Consider the following 16,913-nt stretch of genomic DNA (forward strand, 5'->3'; position numbering starts at 1 on the left):
CGCTATTCGCGGAATTCAGGGGTTTCGCGAACGACCTCGGAGTTTGCTCCATTGGGTGTGGGTGGCGCGGGTACGGCTTGCTCCGCTGCGGGCCGGTTGAGCAGCGTCCTGGCCAGGCCCAGACCGGCGCCGCCGAGCGTGAGCGCCTTGGCCAGCATCTCCTCCACGCCCTGAGCGCCGTTGAGCACCACCATGTGCTCGACGTTGCCGAACGCCTTGGCGCCCGCCTCGACCACCTCGGGCCAGCGCTCGGCGAGCTGCTGGGCGACGACCGCCTCCTGGTTGCTGGCCAGCGCTTCGGCGCGGGCCTTGATGGCGTCGGCCTGCGCCAGGCCCTTGGCCCGCGCCGCGTCCGCCTCGGCCATGCCACGCAGCCTGGTCGCCTCTGCCTCGGCCTCTCCGCGCAGCCGGATGCTCTCCGCCTCGGCCTGAGCCCGCGACACGGCGGCGCGGCGGTCCGCGTCGGCGAGCGTGACCTGCTCGTAGGCCCGCGCGTCGGCCGGTCTGCGCACCTCTCCTTCCAGGCGCTTCTCCGCGAGCTGCGCCTCCAGCTCGGCGGCCGTCGTCTGCTGGACCACGACCTCCTGGCGCGCGGTGGCGTCGGCGAGCGGCCCGGCCTGCTTCGCCTTGGCCGCGGCCCGATCCATCTCCGCCTGGTAGCCGGCCTGCTGGATCTTGGCCTCACGGATCGCGGCCGACTTCTTGATCTGGGCCTCCTGCTCGGCGGCGTTGGCCTCCTGGTCGCGCTGCGCCTCGGCGGTCCTGGCCAGCGCCGACACGGCGGCGGCGTGCGGGCGGCCGAGGTTGATGATGTAGCCGGTGGCGTCCTCGATCTCCTGGACCTGCATCGAGTCGACGATCAGGCCGAGCTTGCTCATCTCGTCGGAGGAGGAGGTGCGGATCTCGTTGGTGAGCGCGTCGCGGTTGATGATCAGGTCCTCGACCGTGAGGTTGCCGATGATCGAGCGGAGGTGGCCGGAGAAGAGCTGGTGTGTCTTGTCGTCCACGGTCTTCTGCTGATCGAGGAAGCGCCGCGCCGCGTTGGCGATGGAGGCGAAGTCGTCGCCCACCTTGTAGATGACGACCCCGCGTACGTGTACGGGGATGCCCTGCTTGGTCACGCAGTTGACTTCGAGCGCGGAGACCCGGCTGTCGAGCGAGATGCGGCGCGCGGTCTGGAACCCGGGGACGACCAGCGCGCCCTTACCCGTGACGATCTTGAAGCCGAGTGTCTCCCTGCCCCGCGCGCCTAAGCCGGAGATGATGATCGCCTCATTGGGCTCGGCGACGCGCCAGATCAGTTTGAAGGCGACGATGGCGACGAGGACCAGAGCGGCGACGATGCCGGTGGGGATCAAGTCCATGGCTACTCCCAGGAAGAAGTCACTGCCGACCAGACTTCCCGGCTCACCTTTTTGCGATGGTACGCCGGGTTATTCGGTTTTTCCAGAAGATTCCGAGCCGTTCGGGGCCGCGCCGTTGAGCAGCGCCCGGGCCAGGCCGAGCCCGGTGCCGCCGAGGGTGAGCGCCTTGGCGAGCATCTCCTCGACGCCTTGGGCGCCGTTGAGCACGACCATGTGGTCGACGTTGCCGAACGCCTTGGCGCCCGCCTCGACCACCTCGGGCCAGCGCTCGGCGAGTTGCTGGGCGATGACCGCCTCCTGGTTCTCCTTCAACGCCTGCGCCCGCGCGCTGATGGCGTTCGCCTCCGCCAGGCCCTTGGCCTGCGCGGCCTCCGCCTCGGCGAGCCCGAGCGCCTTCGCCGCCTCGGCCTGGGCGAGCCCGCGTGCCTTGGCGGCCTGGGCCTCGGCCTCTCCGGCGACCTTGGTGGCCGCGCCCGCCGCCTCGCCGCGCAGCCGTACGGACTCGGCGTCCGCCGCGGCGGCCTGCTTGACCTGGGAGGCCTGCGCGACGGCGCGCAGCTCGGTCTCCTTGGCCTCCGCCTCGGCCTGGGCGATGCGGGCGTCGCGCTCGGCCTGGGAGAGCGTGACGGTCTCGTAGGCCTTGGCGTCGGCGGGCTTGCGTACCTGCGACTGCAGCCGCTGCTCCGACAGTTGCGCCTCCAGCTCGGCGGCCCTCGTCTCCTGGACGACGACCTCCTGCCTGGCGGTCGCCTCGGACAGGGGGCCCGCCTGCCTGGCCTTGGCCGCCGCCTGGTCGATCTCGGCCTGGTAGCCGGCCTGCTGGATCTTGGATTCGCGTACGGCGGCCGCCTTGCGCGCGGCGGCGACCTGCTCGGCCTCGGTGGCCTCCTGGTCGCGCTGGGCCTCGGCGATGCGGGCCACGGAGGCGACCTTGGCGGCGTGCGGCTTGCCCAGGTTGACGATGTAGCCGGTCTCGTCGTCGATCTCCTGGATCTGCAGCGAGTCGACGATCAGGCCCAGCTTGCTCATCTCGTCGGCGGCCGACGCCCTGGTCTCGCTGGTCAGCCGCTCCCTGTTGAGGATCAGGTCCTCGACGGTCAGGTTGCCGATGATCGAGCGCAGGTGGCCGGTGAACAGCTCGTGGATCGCGCCGGTCATGAAGTCCTGCTGGTCGAGGAAGCGCCGGGCGGCGTTGGCGATCGAGGACAGGTCGTCGCCCACCTTGTAGATCACCACGCCGCGGATGTGCACGGGGATGCCCTGCTGCGTGACACAGGAGACCTGGAGATTGGCCGCTCTGGTGTCCAGGCGCAGCCTCCTGGCCGTCTGGAAGCCGGGCAGCACGGCCGTACCCTTACCGGTAATGATCTTGAAGCCGAGGCTGTCAGGGCCCTCGCCGCGCCTGCGCGCGGCCAGACCGGAGATGATCAGGGCCTCGTTGGGCTCGGCGACCCGCCAGACGGCCTTGAAGAGCAGAATCAGCACGATGACGGCGGCGAGGATGCCACCGCCGAGGACGAAGAGCTCGGGGGACATCGGAGCCTCCCTATACGAGTGCCCGGGCGACGTAGACCGTCCGCGGCGGGAAGTAATCCACCACGATCACGATCGTTCCGACGGGGAACTCCTCATCAGGCACGGTCGGATGAGCGTAGAAAGCCTCGACGCCACCCCTGACCGGCACCATGACCTCGCCGACGAGACCAGGGCCGATCTTGCCTGTGACCCTGCCCTGCTTGCCGACCACCGGACTCCCCCCGTCGTGATATTTCGGACGCTACTCCAAACAGGCATTCGCGGTAATAGGTCACGCAAAATGTTTCTCCAAGCACTGCGCGGGAGGACGCGGCTTTTACCCGGAGTCGTGATGATCAGCGCATGAGTGACATGAACTCGCACTCGGCGCGTGACCTCGGGATGAACCGGCCTATTACCCGCCGCGACTTCTTGGACGGCGTCGCCGTGGTGGCAGGGACGATGGCCCTGGGCGCATCGGCGGGCTGCGGCGCGCCGCGGCCGGGCGGATCGGCCGTCATCGGGTCCCAGGCGCTGCTCGTCCCCCAGGACGTGGGCTCTCCGGCGAGCCTCACCGGCCTCCGGGGCGGCACGCCGGAGGCGCTCAGCGTCCCGCACGCGCTCCGCGACGGCCGCTTCTGGGAGCACGCGGGCTCCCCCGTGCCCACGGGCGAGCACTACGACCTGGTGGTGGTCGGCGGGGGCATCAGCGGGGTGAGCGCGGCCTTCGAGTGGCGCCGGCAGAGCCCGGAGGCCCGCATCCTGATCCTGGACAACCACGACGAGATCGGCGGGCACGCGCGGCGCAACGAGTTCCGTCCCGCCGGGCGCGACGGGGTGCTGGTCGGCTGCGGCGGCTCGCGCTCGATCCGGCTGCCCTCGGTGTGGACGCCCGAGGGCAAGGAGCTGCTCGACCTGCTCGGCGTCAAGCTGGAGAAGCTGGGCGGCTACCTAGACGAGCACCTGTACGCCGGCCTCGGGATGCACCGCAGCGTGATGTGCGACCGGGAGACGTTCCGGGCGGACCATCTCGTCCGTCTCACCCCGGGCGTGGAGCCCAGGCAGTGGGTCCAGCGGCTGCCGGTCGCCGAGCAGGCCAAGAAGGACCTCGTCATGCTGCACGAGAACCCGCCGGACTGGTTCCCCGGGCTGTCGCCGGAGCGGAAGGAGGAGCGGCTGGCGGAGGTGACCTACTCGGACTTCCTGCTGCGGGTCTGCCGGGTGCACCCCGACGTCGAGCTGTTCTTCCGGACCATGCCGAGCGTCGCATGGGGATACGGCACGCAGGCGTTCGGCGCGATCGACGCCTGGGGCAGCGACTATCCGGGGTTCGGCGGTCTGGGGCTGGACGCCGGCAAGCCGTCGCGGTTCAGCTCGCCCAGCCTGAAGAAGGAGTGGAAGGTCGCCGACCGGAACGTCTACCACTTCCCTGAGGGCAACCAGGCGCTGGTCCGCATGATGCTGGGCCGGATGATCCCCGGCTTCGCCGGCTCCACCACCATGGACGGCATCACCACCGCCGCCTTCGACTACGGCCGGCTCGACCTGCCCGCGAACCGGGTCCGCTTCCGGCTGTCGAGCCCCGTCGTCTTCGCGCGCAACAACGGCTCACCCGACACCGCGACCACCGCGACCGTCGGCTACTTCGACGGCCACCGGGTCAGCACGGTCCACGCCGGAGCGGTCGTCCTGGCCTGCTGGAACATGGTCATCCCCTACCTCGTCCCCGAGCTGCCCGAGAACCAGAAGCAGGCGCTGCGCGACGCGGTCAAGATGCCGGTGCTGGACGCCGCGGTACAGCTGCGCGGCTGGGAGGCGTGGCGGCGCCTCGGCATCGACCGCACCCGCTGGACGGGCGCCTACTGGTGCCTGTCGGAGCTCGACCACCCGGTCGGCCTGCCCGGCTACCAGCACCCGAAGGACCCGGGCGAGCCGATCAGCGTGCGCATGCTGGCCGCGCCGTGCCAGTCGGAGCTGGGTCCTGGGCCGGGCGCCGCCGTGGGCCGGCAGGAGCTGCTCAGCACGCCCTACAGCCGGCTGGAGTACTCCATCCGCGACCAGCTCGCCCGGCTGCTCGGCCCCGGTGGCTTCGACCCGGCCACGGACGTCGAGGCGATCACGGTCAACCGCTGGGGCCACGGGTACTCCCCGGAGTACTGCCGCCCGTGGCACTCCTTCTATCCCGACGGCCCGTTCCCCGCCGACACCGCGCGCCGGCGCTTCGGCAGGATCGCGATCGCCAACTGCGACTCCGTGCCGGCCGCCCGCGCCGACGCGGCCATCTCCGCCGCCCATCTGGCCGTCGCGGAGCTGCGGACCTGAGTTACCGATCCAGCGTGTCGAGGCTGGCCTGCCAGAGCCGCTCCGCCAGGCCGGGGTCGGACATCGTGTCCGGGACCCGCTCCGGGGCCTGCTTCGCGAAGTAGCGCCCGGCCCGCTTCTCGCCGTCGGCGTGCGTCGCCAGGTGCACCAGCGTGCGCGCGCCGTACTCGGGCGGCTTGGCGTATCCGGGCACCGCCAGGAACATCCGCATGATCCACGTCTCCGCCGCGAACCCGCTGCGGATCACACCCGGATGGAAACAGGTGGCCGCCACCCCGCGGGCCGCCAGCGCGACGGTGAACAGGGCATTCGCCTGTTTCGTATCGCCGTACTGGAGCCAGCCGTTCCATCGTCGCTGCTCACGCGACAGGTCGGCCGGATCGATCCGGCCGCTTCTGCCTGCCCGCGAAGAAGTGGTGACTACCCTGTCAACCAGATCTGTTAGAGAATGGGTCAGCAGAAAGGGGGCCAGATGGTTGACCTGAATCATCAGTTCGTGACCGTCCACCGTAATCTGGCGCCGCGGACTCATCACGCCCGCGTTGTTGGCCAGCACGGCAATGCGTCCATAACGTTCACGCAGCACCGACGCAAGCCTACGAACGTCGTCAAGCGATGTGTAATCGCAGGTCAAAACATCGGCTTCGGATCCGCTCAGCCCGTCGGCCACGGCTTTGAGCCGAGACTCGTCCCGGCCGACGAGCACCACCCGGTGTCCCCGTCGTGACAGCTCGCCCGCCGCCGCGGCGCCGATGCCGGCACTTGCCCCAGTAATCACGCTAATCAACGCGTTCCTCCCCCTGCGCCGGAAGCATAATCGGTGCTAGTCTCCTGTGCGATCTTCCGGAGGTGTGTTTACACAGAGTGTGGAAATGCCCCTCGACTCCGAGGTTGGGACATGGGCTCGCAAAACCGGTCAATTCGGTTCAAGATCTTCTTATTACTGTTGCTACCCCTCCTGTCTCTGAGTGCGCTCTGGGGCTTTGCCCTCAATCTCACCGTGGGTGACGGTCAAGCCCTCCTAAGAGCCAACACGCTTTATCAGACTATTGGTGTCACCTCCACCGACCTGGGCTTACAGCTCCAAGCCGAGCGGGCCCAATCGGCCGTGGCGGTCACCACCCGTCAACTCACCCAAGAGCTCGGAGCGCAGCGCGCCGGCACCGACAAGTCCGTCGCCCGCTTCCAGAAGTCCGCTGTCGAGGCGGGCGACGCGATCCTGCCCGACCTGCGCGGCTCCCTCGACACCCTCAACGGCGAGCTCAACCGGCTCGGCTCCATCCGCGCCGACATCGACGGCGGCAACAGCTCCCGGCTGACGAGCCTCAACGAGTACAACCGGGTCCTCGACGCCATCTTCCGGCTCTATGACCACCTCATCTCGCTGCCCGATCTGCAGATCTTCCAGCAGGCGTCGTCGCTGCAGGCCATGGGCAACGCCCGGGAGATCATCGCCAGGGAGCACGCGCTCGTCAGCGGCGCGCTCATCGACCACCGGGTGACCGAGCCGGAGCTCACCGAGTTCACCGAATACGTCGCGACCCGCAAGTTCCTCGCCGCCCGTGGCCAGGCCGGGCTCGACACGGCGCTCCGCAAGCCGTACGAGCAGATCTTCGCCGGCGAGGCGTTCAGGGACTTCACGGCGATGGAGACGCGCATCATCGCGACCGGCGCCCCGCCCGCCGACGCCGCGGCTTGGAACGCGACCGTGGACCGGCTCACGGTGCAGCTCGACCGGCTGGGCGTGTCGTCCTCCGAGGTGCTGAGCGGGCGCGCGCTCGACGCGGCCGGCGCGACCATGGTGAAGATCGGCAGCGCGGGCGGTCTCGGGCTGATCGCCGTGCTCGCCTCCATCATCATCTCCGTACGCTTCGGCCGCCGCCTCGCCGGCGAGCTGGCCGCGCTCAGGTCCGCGGCCGTGGAGCTGTCCGACGAGCGGCTGCCCGGCCTCGTCGACCGGTTGAGCCGGGGCGAAGAGGTGAACGTCAAGGAGGAGGCCAAACCGCTCAAGGTCAGCGGTGCCGCCGAGATCGTGGACGTGGCCAAGGCGTTCGGCTCCGTGCAGCGCACCGCCGTACGGGCCGCCGTGAGCCAGGCCGCGATGCGGCGCGGCATCGGCCAGGTGTTCCTCAACCTGGCCAGGCGCAAGCAGGGCCTGCTGCACCGCCAGCTGGCGCTGCTCGACGGCATGCAGCGCCGTACGCACGACCCGGACCGCCTGGAGGAGCTCTTCCGCCTCGACCACCTGACGACGCGCATGCGGCGCCACGCGGAGAGCCTGATCATCCTGTCCGGCGCCGCCCCCGGCCGAGCCTGGCGCAAGCCGGTGCCCGTGGTCGACATCGTCAGGGCGGCCATCGCCGAGGTCGAGGACTACACCAGGGTCACCGTCGAGACCATGCCCGGCAGCGCGCTCGACGGCGCCACCGCCGCCGACCTCACCCACCTGGTCGCCGAGCTGGTCGAGAACGCCACCATCTACTCGCCGCCCACCACCACCGTGGTGGTCCGCGGCGACCTGGTGAGCAACGGCTACGCGATCGAGGTGGAGGACCGGGGCCTCGGGCTGTCGGCCGGCGAGTACGCCGCGTTCAACGCGCTGCTGGCCAACCCGCCGGAGTTCGACCTGGCCGACAGCGACAGGCTGGGCCTGTTCGTGGTGGCCAGGCTGGCCGAACGGCATGGCATCCAGGTGCTGATGCGCCGTTCGCCGTTCGGTGGCACCACCGCGATCGTGCTGGTGCCGCGGAGCCTGGTCAACGACCAGGCCGCACTGACGGCAGGCAGCGATGAGACGCCCGCGCTGCCCAGCCGTACGAAGAAGAAGGCGCTCGCAGTGGTGAACGGCACGCACGCCGGGCTGCCAAGGCGAGTGAAACAGGCCAACCTGGCACCCCAGCTCAAGGCGGACGAGCCGCCGGAGCCGGATCCGGAAGAGAAGACAGAACGCTCTCCCGATGAGGTACGGGACCTGTTCTCCGCCTTCCAGCGGGGAACCCAACGCGCCCGAGAAGAAGCGAATGAAGAGGGGGAGGCATGAGTGTGCCGACGACCAACACCGGTGAGCTGAACTGGCTCCTTGACGACCTGACGACCAGGGTCGCAGCCGTCAGGCAGGCGGTCATCCTGTCGACCGACGGCCTGGCGGTCGGCTACTCCAAAGGGCTGACCCGCGAGGACGCGGAGCATATGTCGGCCGTGGCCGCCGGGTTCCAGAGCCTGGCCCGCGGCACGGGACGGCATTTCGGCGGTGGCGACGTCCGCCAGACCATCGTCGAGATGGAGTCGGCGTTCCTCTTCGTGACGGCGGCCGGGCAGGGCACCTGTCTGGCCGTGCTGGCCGACGCCAACGTGGACGTCGGGCACATCGCGTACGAGATGGCGATGCTCGTCAAGCGGGTGGGCCAGCACATATCCACCAACCCCAGGGCGACATCGTCATGAAGGAACCCCCGCGGTGGCTTGACGAGGACGCGGGGCCGATCGTCCGGCCCTACGCCCTCATACGCGGGCGCACCAGAACCTCCGGAGAGGTGTTCGACCTCATCGCGAGTGTCTCGGTCGTCGGCGACCCGGCGCACCACGACCTCGAACCCGAGCAACAACTCATCCTGCGGGCCGCACGTAACCCGATCTCGGTGGCCGACGTGGCCGTCGAACTCGACCTGCCCGTAGGCGTCGTCCGAGTACTGCTCGGCGACCTGCGTGACCACGGCCTCATCTCGGTGACGTCGCCCTCAGAGACAGGCCCGCGCCCGAATGAGCGCATTCTCAAGGAAGTGATCAATGGACTCCGTGCTCTCTGAGGACCCCGTCGCGCTGAAGATTCTCATCGCCGGGGGGTTCGGCGTGGGCAAGACCACGCTGGTCGGATCGATCAGTGAGATCAGGCCGCTACGCACGGAGGAGGTGCTCTCCGATCGCGGTGTCGGCGTCGACGATCTCGACGGTGTGGAGGCCAAGACCACCACCACCGTCGCGATGGACTTCGGCCGCATCACGATCCGCGAGGGGCTGGTCGTGTACCTGTTCGGCACCCCCGGTCAGGAACGGTTCTGGTTCATGTGGGACGAGCTGTCCTACGGCGCGCTCGGGGCCGTCGTGATCGCCGACACCCGCCGGCTGACCGACTGCTTCCCGTCCGTCGACTACTTCGAGCAGCGCGGCACCCCGTTCGTGGTGGCCGTCAACTGCTTCGACGGCGCCGACCGGCACAGCGTGGACGACGTGCGGATCGCGCTCGACCTGGACGAGGACGTGCCCGTGCTGCTCTGTGACGTACGGCGGCGCACCTCGGCCAAGGAGGTCATGGTCACGCTGGTCGAGCACTCGCTGCGGACGCTGACGTCGGCGAACTAGCAGCGGCTAGAGCGCCCGCAGACCGTCGATCACTTCCCTGAGCAGGCTCTCCGTAGGGGTCGTGGCCTTGGAGAGCGGCGGACGGACCGACACCAGGCCGTAGTCGAGCAGATCTCCGAGCAGGACCCTGGCCACCCCCACGGGCAGGTCCAGCTCGGCGGCGATCTCGGCGACCGGCCTGGTCTGCCCGGTGACGCAGTCGACCAAGCGGCGGTGCCGGGCGCTCAGATCCGCCTTGGCCGGCGGCGGCTGACCGGTCGCCATCACGGTCGCCAGCAGGTCGAGTTCCGCGGGCGAGGAGGGCTTGGTGCGCCCCCTGGTCACCGCGTACGGCCGCACGACAGGTCCGGCCTCCTCGTCAACCCACTCGTCGGGCTCACGGGTCACGATTGGGATCCCCCATCCTGATCGCTGTCCTGCCGCCCGCGCTGCCAGCCGGACTGGAGTGAGGAGAGCAAGGCTCTGGCCTCCTCCGGCGAGCGGCCCGCGGACGAGCGTACTTCCGCCTGCTCAGGGGGCGCCTCCTTGAGCCGCTGCGACAGGTTGGCCTGCCGTACCCGGCGGGGCAGCTGCGATTCCTGGGAGCGCTCAGGGCCCGGCTTGGTCGTCCGCTGCCGGCGCGGGAGCTGGCCGGGGGCCGTCGTGTCCTCGGGCGTCCTGACCACGGAGACGGACACCGACTCCAGCTCGGGTGTCCGCACCGGCGTCGGGAGGGCCTGAATCAGCCCTGTGGGCACCAGGACGATCGCGGTGGTTCCGCCGTAGGGGGAGGGCTTGAGCGTGACCGTGATGCCGTGTCTGGCGGCCAGCATGCCGACCACCGCGAAGCCGAGCCGCTCGGTGTGCGACGCCTCGAACTCGGGCGGGCTCGCCAGTTGCTCGTTGACCGCCTGCCGGGCTTCGGCGGGCATGCCCAGGCCGCGGTCCTCGACCTCGACGGCGAAGCCCCTGCCGACCAGCTCGCCGCGGACCGAGACCTCGTTGCCCGGCGAGGAGAAGGCGGCGGCGTTCTCGATCAGCTCCGCGAACAGGTGCATGAGGTCGGCCACGGCCGCGCCGGAGACCCCGCACTCCGGCATCGGGTAGACGCGGACCCGGGTGTACTCCTCGACCTGCGCGGCGGCGCCGCTCAGCACGTCCTCGACCGGGATGACGCCGCGCCACCTGCGTCCGGCCGAGCCGCCGGAGAGGAGCACCAGGCCCTCGGCGTGGCGGCGCATGCGGGTCGTCAGGTGGTCGATCTTGAACAGCCGCGACAGCGCCTCGGGGTCCTCGGTCTCGCGCTGCATCTCGTCCAGCAGCTTGAGCTGGCGTTGCAGCAGCGACTGGCTGCGCCGGGCCAGGTTACGCAGCGCCTCGGAGACGCCCTGGCGCAACTTGGCCTGCTCGACGGCCGCGTCCACGGCGGTGTACTGGACGCTGTCGAACGCGTTCGCGAGGTCGTCGATCTCGCTCGTCGCGCCGTCGCACATCTTGATGGGCGGCACTTCGGCCTGGATGTCGACGCTCTGCCCCTGCCGCAGCTTCGTCACGACGCCGGGCAGCCTGATCTCGGCCAGGTCGAGGGCCGTACGGCGGAGCGCCGCCAGCTCACGGCTGATCCGCCGGCCCACCCGGACCGAGATGAAGATGGAGAAGGCGACCGCGATGAGGCCGAGGACGCCCGCCACGCCGGCCTGCACGATGATGCTGATGCCCGCCGGCTCCATCCGGGCCAGGAACCGGTCCCCGTTGTCCCAGATGACCTGCGTGTAGTCCTTCAGCACGGGGTCCGCCATGCCGCGCCAGACCGCCGGATCGACCGGCCGGCCCGAGACGTAGCCGTCCAGCGTGCGCTCCATCGCGGCCCAGCGCACGGAGTTGCTGAGCTTCTCGAACGGGACGCGCAGCTCGGTGTCGAGGTTGGCCATCGCCTTGGGGAACAGGTAGGTCCGCGTGCCGTCGATCCTGGCGAGCATGTGCATGTCGGCCATGGACGGCTTGCCGTTCGCCGCGACGATCAACGCGCGCTCGCGGTCCAGCAGCTCGCGTACCTCACTGGCGGCGATCAGGCCCTGCGCCTGCTGAGCCAGCCGGACGTCGGTGGCGAGGGTCAGCGACGGATACATGCGGTGGATCGAGTCGGAGATCGACGAGTACTCGGTGACCAGCCCACCGGGGCTCAGCCTGCGGTTGTCGACCTGCTTCCTGATCTCGGGCAGGCGCTCGACGGTCGCGAAGACCTCCTTCAGCCGCCCCTGCATCTCAGGGGTGAGGGCGGCCTGCGTCTTCTCCGTCAGTCCGTTGTCGCTGAGCCGCTTCTTGACCTCGTCGACCTTGGCGCGCGTGGTGCTCAGCGCGGCCGGGTCGGTGACGTTGCCGGAGATCACCTCGGCGGAGGCGAGGCGCTCCTGCTCGAGGGTGTAGACCAGGAAGTCGGCGTGATTGATGACGCCGTTCCAGATCGTGTCGACCTTCAGGAGGTTCAGAGCCTCACCGGAGGTGGTGCTCGCGGCGAAGCCCCAGAGTCCGACCAGGGATACCAGTGGGAGAACCAGCAGCGTCGAGATCTTGAATCTGATGGATCTGCCAGATGCCATGACGCCCGCTCCCGGATAGAAGATCGCGGGAGACAATAGCACCAATTGCGGCGGTTTTTAAGATCGACTAGCCACAAACTTCGGATATGTCCGGAAATTCACAGGTTGCTCGGCAATTGCTCGGCCCCACGCGAGCCGCACCAACCACGCCGCGAGCACCGCGAGCACCGCCACCTCCGCGCCCAGCAGTAACCGCTCCACCAGCCCGATCATCACCCGCTCGCCGGGCAGGGCCACATAGGTGATCGCCAGCACCCCGAGCCCGCCCGCCAGGGCCAGCCACTCGACGGTCCGCGCGACCGGCTGCCACGCTTCGTGGGCGGCCAGCCGGGGCACCAGCAGGGCCGCCGCGGCGGGCAGGCTGACGAACGCGGCCACCGACACGTAGCGGTGGATCTGCGCGGTCAGGGTCAGGTCGTGGCCGATCGGCGTGGTCGGGATGACCGCGGCGACGATCAGCGCCCCCGACCACACCTGCAGCAGCCGCTCCGGTAGCCCCCGCACCGGTGCGTGCGCCGCTTTCAGCGCCTTCAGCAGAATGAGCGAACCGAGGCCCAGCACCACCATCGCCGCTTCCGTGACGCCCCCGCGGTCGGACACGGCGTATTCGCTGACGGTCACGTTGAGGGGGTTCAGGTCCGGGTCGGGCACCAGCTGCCCGACCACGATCCCGACCACCGCGAACACGATCGACCCGCAGGCGATGATGGGATAGAGCCTCTTTGCGGTCATGTCCCTACTTTCCCGCCCACCGCGCTTGCCCCACATCCGGCGCCGCCCCTGACCCGACCCTGAGGTGATCTCGGGGTTTTTAAGGGTCCTTTTTGTTACGGCAGGCACGGGAGGGCCCATCCGCCGACCGGGGTCGGTGGCCTTCCAGGGGCACGGTCCTCCGCCTCACCGGCCGAGCGCCGTTACGTGCGTCTTGTTGGCCGGGTTCTTCGGTTCACAAGCCCGAAGGGTCTCTGCCTACGCTGATCTCCTCGGCGATTCTGCGGAGTTCGGCCAGGTCGAGGCCGGGGGCCTTGGGCAACTGGCGCATCAAAGCGTCCATCACCACTGGCACTGGCTGGCCGGCCAGGCGGCCGGCGATTCCGTGGACAGCCCTGAAGAGTGCCTCATCCGTGTCGTGCATCCGCTCTCCCTTGTTCGAGGTCCGGGAGAACGGTACGGCGTCTCGGAGACAGTTTCGCGCTACTGCTCCAGCGTGTTCCGGAGCGTGGCGCAGATCTCGGTGAGATGTCCCAGCTGCTCGGGGGTGAGGACGTCGAACAGGCTCCGTCGTACCTCCTCCACGTGGCCGGGCGCGGCGGCGGCCAGCGCGGCGAACCCCTCAGGGGTGAGCACGGCGTAGTTGCCCCGGCGGTCGGAGTCGCAGCGCCGGCGCCGCACCCAGCCGCGCTCCTCCAGCCGGGCGACCGCGTGCGAGAGCCGGCTCTGCGAGCTCTGCGCCCTGGTGGCCAGCTCGCTCATCCGCATCGAGCGCTCGGGCGCCTCTGACAGAGCTACCAAGATCATGTAGTACGTGTGCGGCATGCCCGCGTCACGCTGGAGCTGGCGGTCGAGCGCCTCGTTCACCAACTGGGTCGCGGCCAGGAAGTCACGCCAGGTGCGCTGCTCGTCGTCGTCCAGCCATCGGGTCATGCGGCCATTTTACTTGAACTCTCATATACTTATCGGTAGCCACCGCCGAAAGGGGTTCACCATGCCGGTCCAACGGCTCAACCACGCGGTCCTGTACGTACGCGACGTCGAACGCAGCGTCACCTTCTACCGGGAGGCACTCGGCTTCGAGACCGTCATGGGCATGCCCGGCGCCGCCTTCCTGCAGGCCCCCGGCTCGTCCAACGACCACGACCTGGGACTGTTCCAGATCGGCGCGCAGGCGGGCCCGTCCACGGCCGGCCGGTCCGCCGTCGGCCTCTACCACCTGGCCTGGGAGGTCGACACGCTCGACGAGCTGGAGCGCATCGCGGCCAAGCTGAGCGAGCTCGGCGCGCTGGTGGGGGCCTCCGACCACGCCACGACCAAGGCGCTGTACGCGCACGACCCCGACGGGCTGGAGTTCGAGGTCTCGTGGCTGGTGCCCGCCGCGCTCCTCACCGAGGAGGTGCTCGCCGCGCGCACCGGCATCCGGCCGCTCGACATCGCGGCCGACAAGGAGAGGTACGGCGGGCAGACGCGCGGCGGGGTGGGCGTCTCCATCCCCGCCTGACTGTCTGGCGTCGCATTTCTGGCTGGATGTACCGTGGCCTTATCCCACTCCCGCGCCTTGGAGAAGGGCCATGCCGAGCGATCCTGACCATGTTCTCGACGCCATCGACGGCGTCGTCGACGAATGGGAGACGCTGAGTGCCGACGCGATGCGCTGGGCGCCGCCCGAGAGCAAGACCGAAGATCTGCTCCACGAGGTGACCGAGATCTTCGGTCCGCTGGCGAACGCGCTTACCCAGGCGTTCCGCCCGCTGGGCGACGCCGTGACCCGCGCGCTCGACCACCTGATCGACGACGACGACGAGGAGAGCTGACGATGACTCCCGCACCGGCCCGGCGGGCTTTACCCACCGCTCGGCTCCCTCGTCGGACGGGCCAGGCGAGTTAGGCGGGTCCGGCGAGTTAGGGCGGGTCAGGCGGCCGCGAGGCGCATGGGGCGCAGGGCTCCGGTGAGCTTGGCGAGCTCGGCCAGCATGGCGTCGGCGGCGCCGGTCATCACGTCGTTGGGCTTGACCGTGCCGTTCTCGACGAACTGCGGGTAGAACGCCAGGTTGACGGCCTCGACCACCGGGATCATCTTCAGCGAGCTGACCACCTGGCGCAGGCCGTTGACCGCGCGGGTGCCGCCGGACAGACCGCCATAGCTCACGAAGCCCGCCGCCTTGTGCTGCCACTCCTGGTGCAGGTAGTCGAGGGCGTTCTTGAGCACGGCGTTGAAGCTGTGGTTGTACTCGGGCGTCACGAAGACATAGGCGTCGCCGCGCTCCACGATGGCGCTCCACTCCTTGGTGTGCGCGTGCTCGTACTGCTTGAGCCTGGGGTGGTTCGGCTCGTCCAGCAACGGCAGGCCGACCTCGGCCAGGTCGACCAGCTCGACGTCGAAGTCACCCCCGGCCACGGCCCGCTCGTAGAACCACTCACCGATCGCCCGGCCGGCGCGGCCTGGGCGGGTGCTGGCGATGATCACTTGCAGTACGGGCTTGGACATGTCCTGCTCCTCGGTCTCGAAGGTCTAGCAACTCAACATTATTGAGTAACTACACATTCCTTAGCAAGTTGAGCGGTATGATCTGCCGTGTGAGCCTCCACTCGGTATGCACCCGGTTTCACATCGCCCTGGAGCTGATCGGGGCGCGGTGGTCGGGCGCCCTGCTGCACATGATCTTCAAAGGCAAGCACCGCTACGCCGAGCTCAAAGCGGCCATCCCCGGACTGAACGACACGATGCTCGCCCGGCGCCTGCGGGAGCTGGAGGCGGCCGGGCTCATCGAGCGGCGGGTGCTCGACACGTCGCCGGTCAGGGTCGAATACCACCTGACGGAGATGGGCGAGGAGCTGCGCCCCGTCCTGGACGAGCTGGTCGTCTGGGCGCACAAGTGGATCCCGCTCCCGGAGGACAAGGCCGAGGCCTCCTGAGCCTTCGTCAGGCGGCGCCCAGATGCTCGGCGACGGCCCCGGTGACCGGAATGACCGTGGGCAGCGGCCGGGCGGTGAAATGCGCGGGCTTGTGGGTGCGGAGCAGCAGTTCGCCGCTGCGTTCCCACTGGAAGCCGCGCTTGTTCAGCAGCCCGGCGAAGACCGCTCCGGCCTTCTCGGGATCGCGTTCGGCCAGCCGCCGGATCGGCACCGGCGAAACGTCGTCGCCCCGGAGATAGGCGCTGACCAGCTCGCGATAGGACCGCTTGGCGATCAGGCCGGGGTCCAGGAAGACCTCCTCCAGCATGCCGAAGTCGGCGTAGCAGCCGAGCCCGGCCACCTCGTCGAAGATCAGCGCCACCGTCTCGGCCCCGGTCATCTGCTCGGGCAGGTCCTGCCCGGCCGGTGGGGCGCCGCCCAGCCGGCCCGACTGGTAGGCCAGGTAGCCGCGCATGCGGTCGGCCAGCTCGGCGCCCCGCAGCACGACCAGGTCGCTCCCGAAGTGGCCGATGAAGCACTGGCGCTGCTCGCGCTGCAGCTCCCTGGCCTGGGTCAGCAGCACCGGGTTGCGGAACACCCAGCCGGGATGCTCCAGCGCGATGTGCGCGGCCGTCGACAGGAGCGTCTCGCGCGCGGCGGCCAGGTGCACCGCCGGGGTGCCGCTGATCAGCCAGTCGAGCCCGAGCGGCACCAGCCTGCCCACGACGTACATGCCGGGCCGCAGCTCTCCGAACGCCGCCTCGCCCAGATTGGAGAAGGCCCGGTAGGCCAGTTCGTCCACGAGGTTGAACAGCAGCACGGTCGCCCCGTCGACCACCCGCACCTCGTACACACCCTCGACCACGTCCTTCCATCTCGACAGCAGCTCGACGTCGGACCTTGACAGGTCGGGCCGCTCGCGCAGGAACCGGTCGATGACCGTGTCACCGCCGGTCAGCGGGTGCTGGTGGGCGAAGTAGTCGATCGGCAGGAAGGCCGCGGCCTCGTCGGCGGGCGGGCCGTCGGCGTAGAACCGGTCGAGCACCGCGCCCAGCTCGCGCCCGAACCGGCCGGAGGTGGCAAAGTGGATCAGCTCGGCCTTGAGCTCAACGGCGCGCGCAAGCATGGTCATCATCACTCCTTGTGTCCGAACAGACACTAACCG

General features: G+C 69.4%; 19 protein-coding genes. 8 read left to right on the forward strand and 11 right to left on the reverse strand.

The annotated features are described in order from the left end of the window. Positions 1-2: 2 nt before the first annotated feature. The 3 genes from KME78_RS38980 to KME78_RS38990 all read right to left on the reverse strand — a co-directional run bounded on the left by KME78_RS38980 (position 3) and on the right by KME78_RS38990 (position 3,111). Complete coding sequence (locus KME78_RS38980; protein WP_219534486.1) at positions 3-1,364, reverse strand: flotillin family protein; 1,362 nt, start codon at positions 1,362-1,364, stop codon at positions 3-5. Between the two features lie 69 nt (positions 1,365-1,433). Continuing rightward, entirely contained in the window at positions 1,434-2,900 is a 1,467-nt protein-coding gene (locus KME78_RS38985) for an SPFH domain-containing protein (RefSeq protein WP_219534487.1), read from the reverse strand. A 10-nt stretch (positions 2,901-2,910) separates the two neighbouring features. Beyond that, on the reverse strand, positions 2,911-3,111 hold the full coding sequence (locus KME78_RS38990) for an NfeD C-terminal domain-containing protein (protein ID WP_214634871.1): 201 nt from the start codon (positions 3,109-3,111) through the stop codon (positions 2,911-2,913). A 131-nt stretch (positions 3,112-3,242) separates the two neighbouring features. Between KME78_RS38990 and KME78_RS38995 the strand changes: the two genes are divergently transcribed. Beyond that, positions 3,243-5,201 carry an NAD(P)-binding protein gene (locus tag KME78_RS38995; protein WP_246652837.1) on the forward strand — a complete coding sequence of 653 codons (1,959 nt, stop codon included), beginning with the start codon at positions 3,243-3,245 and terminating at the stop codon, positions 5,199-5,201. Position 5,202: 1 nt separating this feature from the next. Here KME78_RS38995 and KME78_RS39000 read toward each other — a convergent pair whose 3' ends face one another. Beyond that, the gene (locus tag KME78_RS39000; protein WP_308127302.1) at positions 5,203-5,979 is read right to left on the reverse strand and encodes an SDR family NAD(P)-dependent oxidoreductase; all 777 of its coding nucleotides are present in this window, start codon (positions 5,977-5,979) and stop codon (positions 5,203-5,205) included. Positions 5,980-6,099: 120 nt separating this feature from the next. On the opposite strand from KME78_RS39000, the gene KME78_RS39005 reads away from it, so the two are divergent. The 4 genes from KME78_RS39005 to KME78_RS39020 are packed head-to-tail and all read left to right on the forward strand — an operon-like array spanning position 6,100 to position 9,560. Next, positions 6,100-8,241, forward strand: a complete 2,142-nt coding sequence (locus tag KME78_RS39005) for a sensor histidine kinase (RefSeq protein WP_246652838.1) — start codon at positions 6,100-6,102, stop codon at positions 8,239-8,241. Then, positions 8,238-8,645, forward strand: a complete 408-nt coding sequence (locus KME78_RS39010) for a roadblock/LC7 domain-containing protein (protein ID WP_219534490.1) — start codon at positions 8,238-8,240, stop codon at positions 8,643-8,645. Before KME78_RS39005 ends, KME78_RS39010 begins: the two co-directional genes overlap by 4 nt. Beyond that, positions 8,642-9,007, forward strand: a complete 366-nt coding sequence (locus tag KME78_RS39015; RefSeq protein ID WP_219534491.1) for a DUF742 domain-containing protein — start codon at positions 8,642-8,644, stop codon at positions 9,005-9,007. Before KME78_RS39010 ends, KME78_RS39015 begins: the two co-directional genes overlap by 4 nt. Beyond that, the gene (locus KME78_RS39020; protein WP_219534492.1) at positions 8,988-9,560 is read left to right on the forward strand and encodes a GTP-binding protein; all 573 of its coding nucleotides are present in this window, start codon (positions 8,988-8,990) and stop codon (positions 9,558-9,560) included. Before KME78_RS39015 ends, KME78_RS39020 begins: the two co-directional genes overlap by 20 nt. Positions 9,561-9,566: 6 nt before the next feature. Here KME78_RS39020 and KME78_RS39025 read toward each other — a convergent pair whose 3' ends face one another. The 5 genes from KME78_RS39025 to KME78_RS39045 all read right to left on the reverse strand — a co-directional run bounded on the left by KME78_RS39025 (position 9,567) and on the right by KME78_RS39045 (position 13,783). Next, on the reverse strand, positions 9,567-9,947 hold the full coding sequence (locus tag KME78_RS39025; protein ID WP_219534493.1) for a DUF742 domain-containing protein: 381 nt from the start codon (positions 9,945-9,947) through the stop codon (positions 9,567-9,569). After that, positions 9,944-12,139: a sensor histidine kinase gene (locus KME78_RS39030; RefSeq protein ID WP_219534494.1), complete on the reverse strand. Its 2,196-nt coding sequence runs from the start codon at positions 12,137-12,139 to the stop codon at positions 9,944-9,946. Before KME78_RS39030 ends, KME78_RS39025 begins: the two co-directional genes overlap by 4 nt. 57 nt (positions 12,140-12,196) lie before the next feature. Next, positions 12,197-12,871: a DUF998 domain-containing protein gene (locus KME78_RS39035; RefSeq protein ID WP_219534495.1), complete on the reverse strand. Its 675-nt coding sequence runs from the start codon at positions 12,869-12,871 to the stop codon at positions 12,197-12,199. Between the two features lie 214 nt (positions 12,872-13,085). Beyond that, positions 13,086-13,274, reverse strand: a complete 189-nt coding sequence (locus KME78_RS39040; RefSeq protein WP_219534496.1) for a hypothetical protein — start codon at positions 13,272-13,274, stop codon at positions 13,086-13,088. Between the two features lie 59 nt (positions 13,275-13,333). After that, on the reverse strand, positions 13,334-13,783 hold the full coding sequence (locus KME78_RS39045) for a MarR family winged helix-turn-helix transcriptional regulator (RefSeq protein WP_219534497.1): 450 nt from the start codon (positions 13,781-13,783) through the stop codon (positions 13,334-13,336). 61 nt (positions 13,784-13,844) lie between these two features. On the opposite strand from KME78_RS39045, the gene KME78_RS39050 reads away from it, so the two are divergent. After that, the gene (locus KME78_RS39050; protein ID WP_219534498.1) at positions 13,845-14,354 is read left to right on the forward strand and encodes a VOC family protein; all 510 of its coding nucleotides are present in this window, start codon (positions 13,845-13,847) and stop codon (positions 14,352-14,354) included. Between the two features lie 70 nt (positions 14,355-14,424). Then, positions 14,425-14,667, forward strand: coding sequence for a hypothetical protein (locus tag KME78_RS39055; protein WP_219534499.1), 243 nt, complete (start codon positions 14,425-14,427; stop codon positions 14,665-14,667). 98 nt (positions 14,668-14,765) lie between these two features. On the opposite strand, the gene KME78_RS39060 is transcribed toward KME78_RS39055, so the two are convergent. After that, positions 14,766-15,341 (reverse strand): NADPH-dependent FMN reductase, encoded by a 576-nt coding sequence (locus KME78_RS39060; RefSeq protein ID WP_219534500.1) that lies wholly within the window; start codon positions 15,339-15,341, stop codon positions 14,766-14,768. Positions 15,342-15,430: 89 nt separating this feature from the next. Here KME78_RS39060 and KME78_RS39065 point away from each other — a divergent pair, with 89 nt between their 5' ends. Next, positions 15,431-15,769, forward strand: coding sequence for a winged helix-turn-helix transcriptional regulator (locus tag KME78_RS39065; protein WP_219534501.1), 339 nt, complete (start codon positions 15,431-15,433; stop codon positions 15,767-15,769). Between the two features lie 7 nt (positions 15,770-15,776). Here KME78_RS39065 and KME78_RS39070 read toward each other — a convergent pair whose 3' ends face one another. After that, positions 15,777-16,883 carry a hypothetical protein gene (locus KME78_RS39070; protein WP_219534502.1) on the reverse strand — a complete coding sequence of 369 codons (1,107 nt, stop codon included), beginning with the start codon at positions 16,881-16,883 and terminating at the stop codon, positions 15,777-15,779. Between the last annotated feature and the right edge of the window lie 30 nt (positions 16,884-16,913).

Source organism: Nonomuraea guangzhouensis (assembly GCF_019396345.1).
Lineage (GTDB): Bacteria > Actinomycetota > Actinomycetes > Streptosporangiales > Streptosporangiaceae > Nonomuraea > Nonomuraea guangzhouensis.

Bases quoted from the DNA above. Each gene is read 5' to 3' on its own strand.
- KME78_RS38995 (WP_246652837.1), top strand. From the start codon at position 3,243: ATGAGTGACATGAACTCGCACTCGGCGCGTGACCTCGGGATGAACCGG.
- KME78_RS38985 (WP_219534487.1), bottom strand. From the start codon at position 2,900: ATGTCCCCCGAGCTCTTCGTCCTCGGCGGTGGCATCCTCGCCGCCGTC.
- KME78_RS39035 (WP_219534495.1), bottom strand. From the start codon at position 12,871: ATGACCGCAAAGAGGCTCTATCCCATCATCGCCTGCGGGTCGATCGTG.
- KME78_RS38980 (WP_219534486.1), bottom strand. From the start codon at position 1,364: ATGGACTTGATCCCCACCGGCATCGTCGCCGCTCTGGTCCTCGTCGCC.
- KME78_RS39060 (WP_219534500.1), bottom strand. From the start codon at position 15,341: ATGTCCAAGCCCGTACTGCAAGTGATCATCGCCAGCACCCGCCCAGGC.
- KME78_RS39055 (WP_219534499.1), top strand. From the start codon at position 14,425: ATGCCGAGCGATCCTGACCATGTTCTCGACGCCATCGACGGCGTCGTC.
- KME78_RS39020 (WP_219534492.1), top strand. From the start codon at position 8,988: ATGGACTCCGTGCTCTCTGAGGACCCCGTCGCGCTGAAGATTCTCATC.
- KME78_RS39005 (WP_246652838.1), top strand. From the start codon at position 6,100: ATGGGCTCGCAAAACCGGTCAATTCGGTTCAAGATCTTCTTATTACTG.
- KME78_RS39015 (WP_219534491.1), top strand. From the start codon at position 8,642: ATGAAGGAACCCCCGCGGTGGCTTGACGAGGACGCGGGGCCGATCGTC.
- KME78_RS39030 (WP_219534494.1), bottom strand. From the start codon at position 12,139: ATGGCATCTGGCAGATCCATCAGATTCAAGATCTCGACGCTGCTGGTT.
- KME78_RS39070 (WP_219534502.1), bottom strand. From the start codon at position 16,883: ATGATGACCATGCTTGCGCGCGCCGTTGAGCTCAAGGCCGAGCTGATC.
- KME78_RS39045 (WP_219534497.1), bottom strand. From the start codon at position 13,783: ATGACCCGATGGCTGGACGACGACGAGCAGCGCACCTGGCGTGACTTC.
- KME78_RS39040 (WP_219534496.1), bottom strand. From the start codon at position 13,274: ATGCACGACACGGATGAGGCACTCTTCAGGGCTGTCCACGGAATCGCC.
- KME78_RS39050 (WP_219534498.1), top strand. From the start codon at position 13,845: ATGCCGGTCCAACGGCTCAACCACGCGGTCCTGTACGTACGCGACGTC.
- KME78_RS39010 (WP_219534490.1), top strand. From the start codon at position 8,238: ATGAGTGTGCCGACGACCAACACCGGTGAGCTGAACTGGCTCCTTGAC.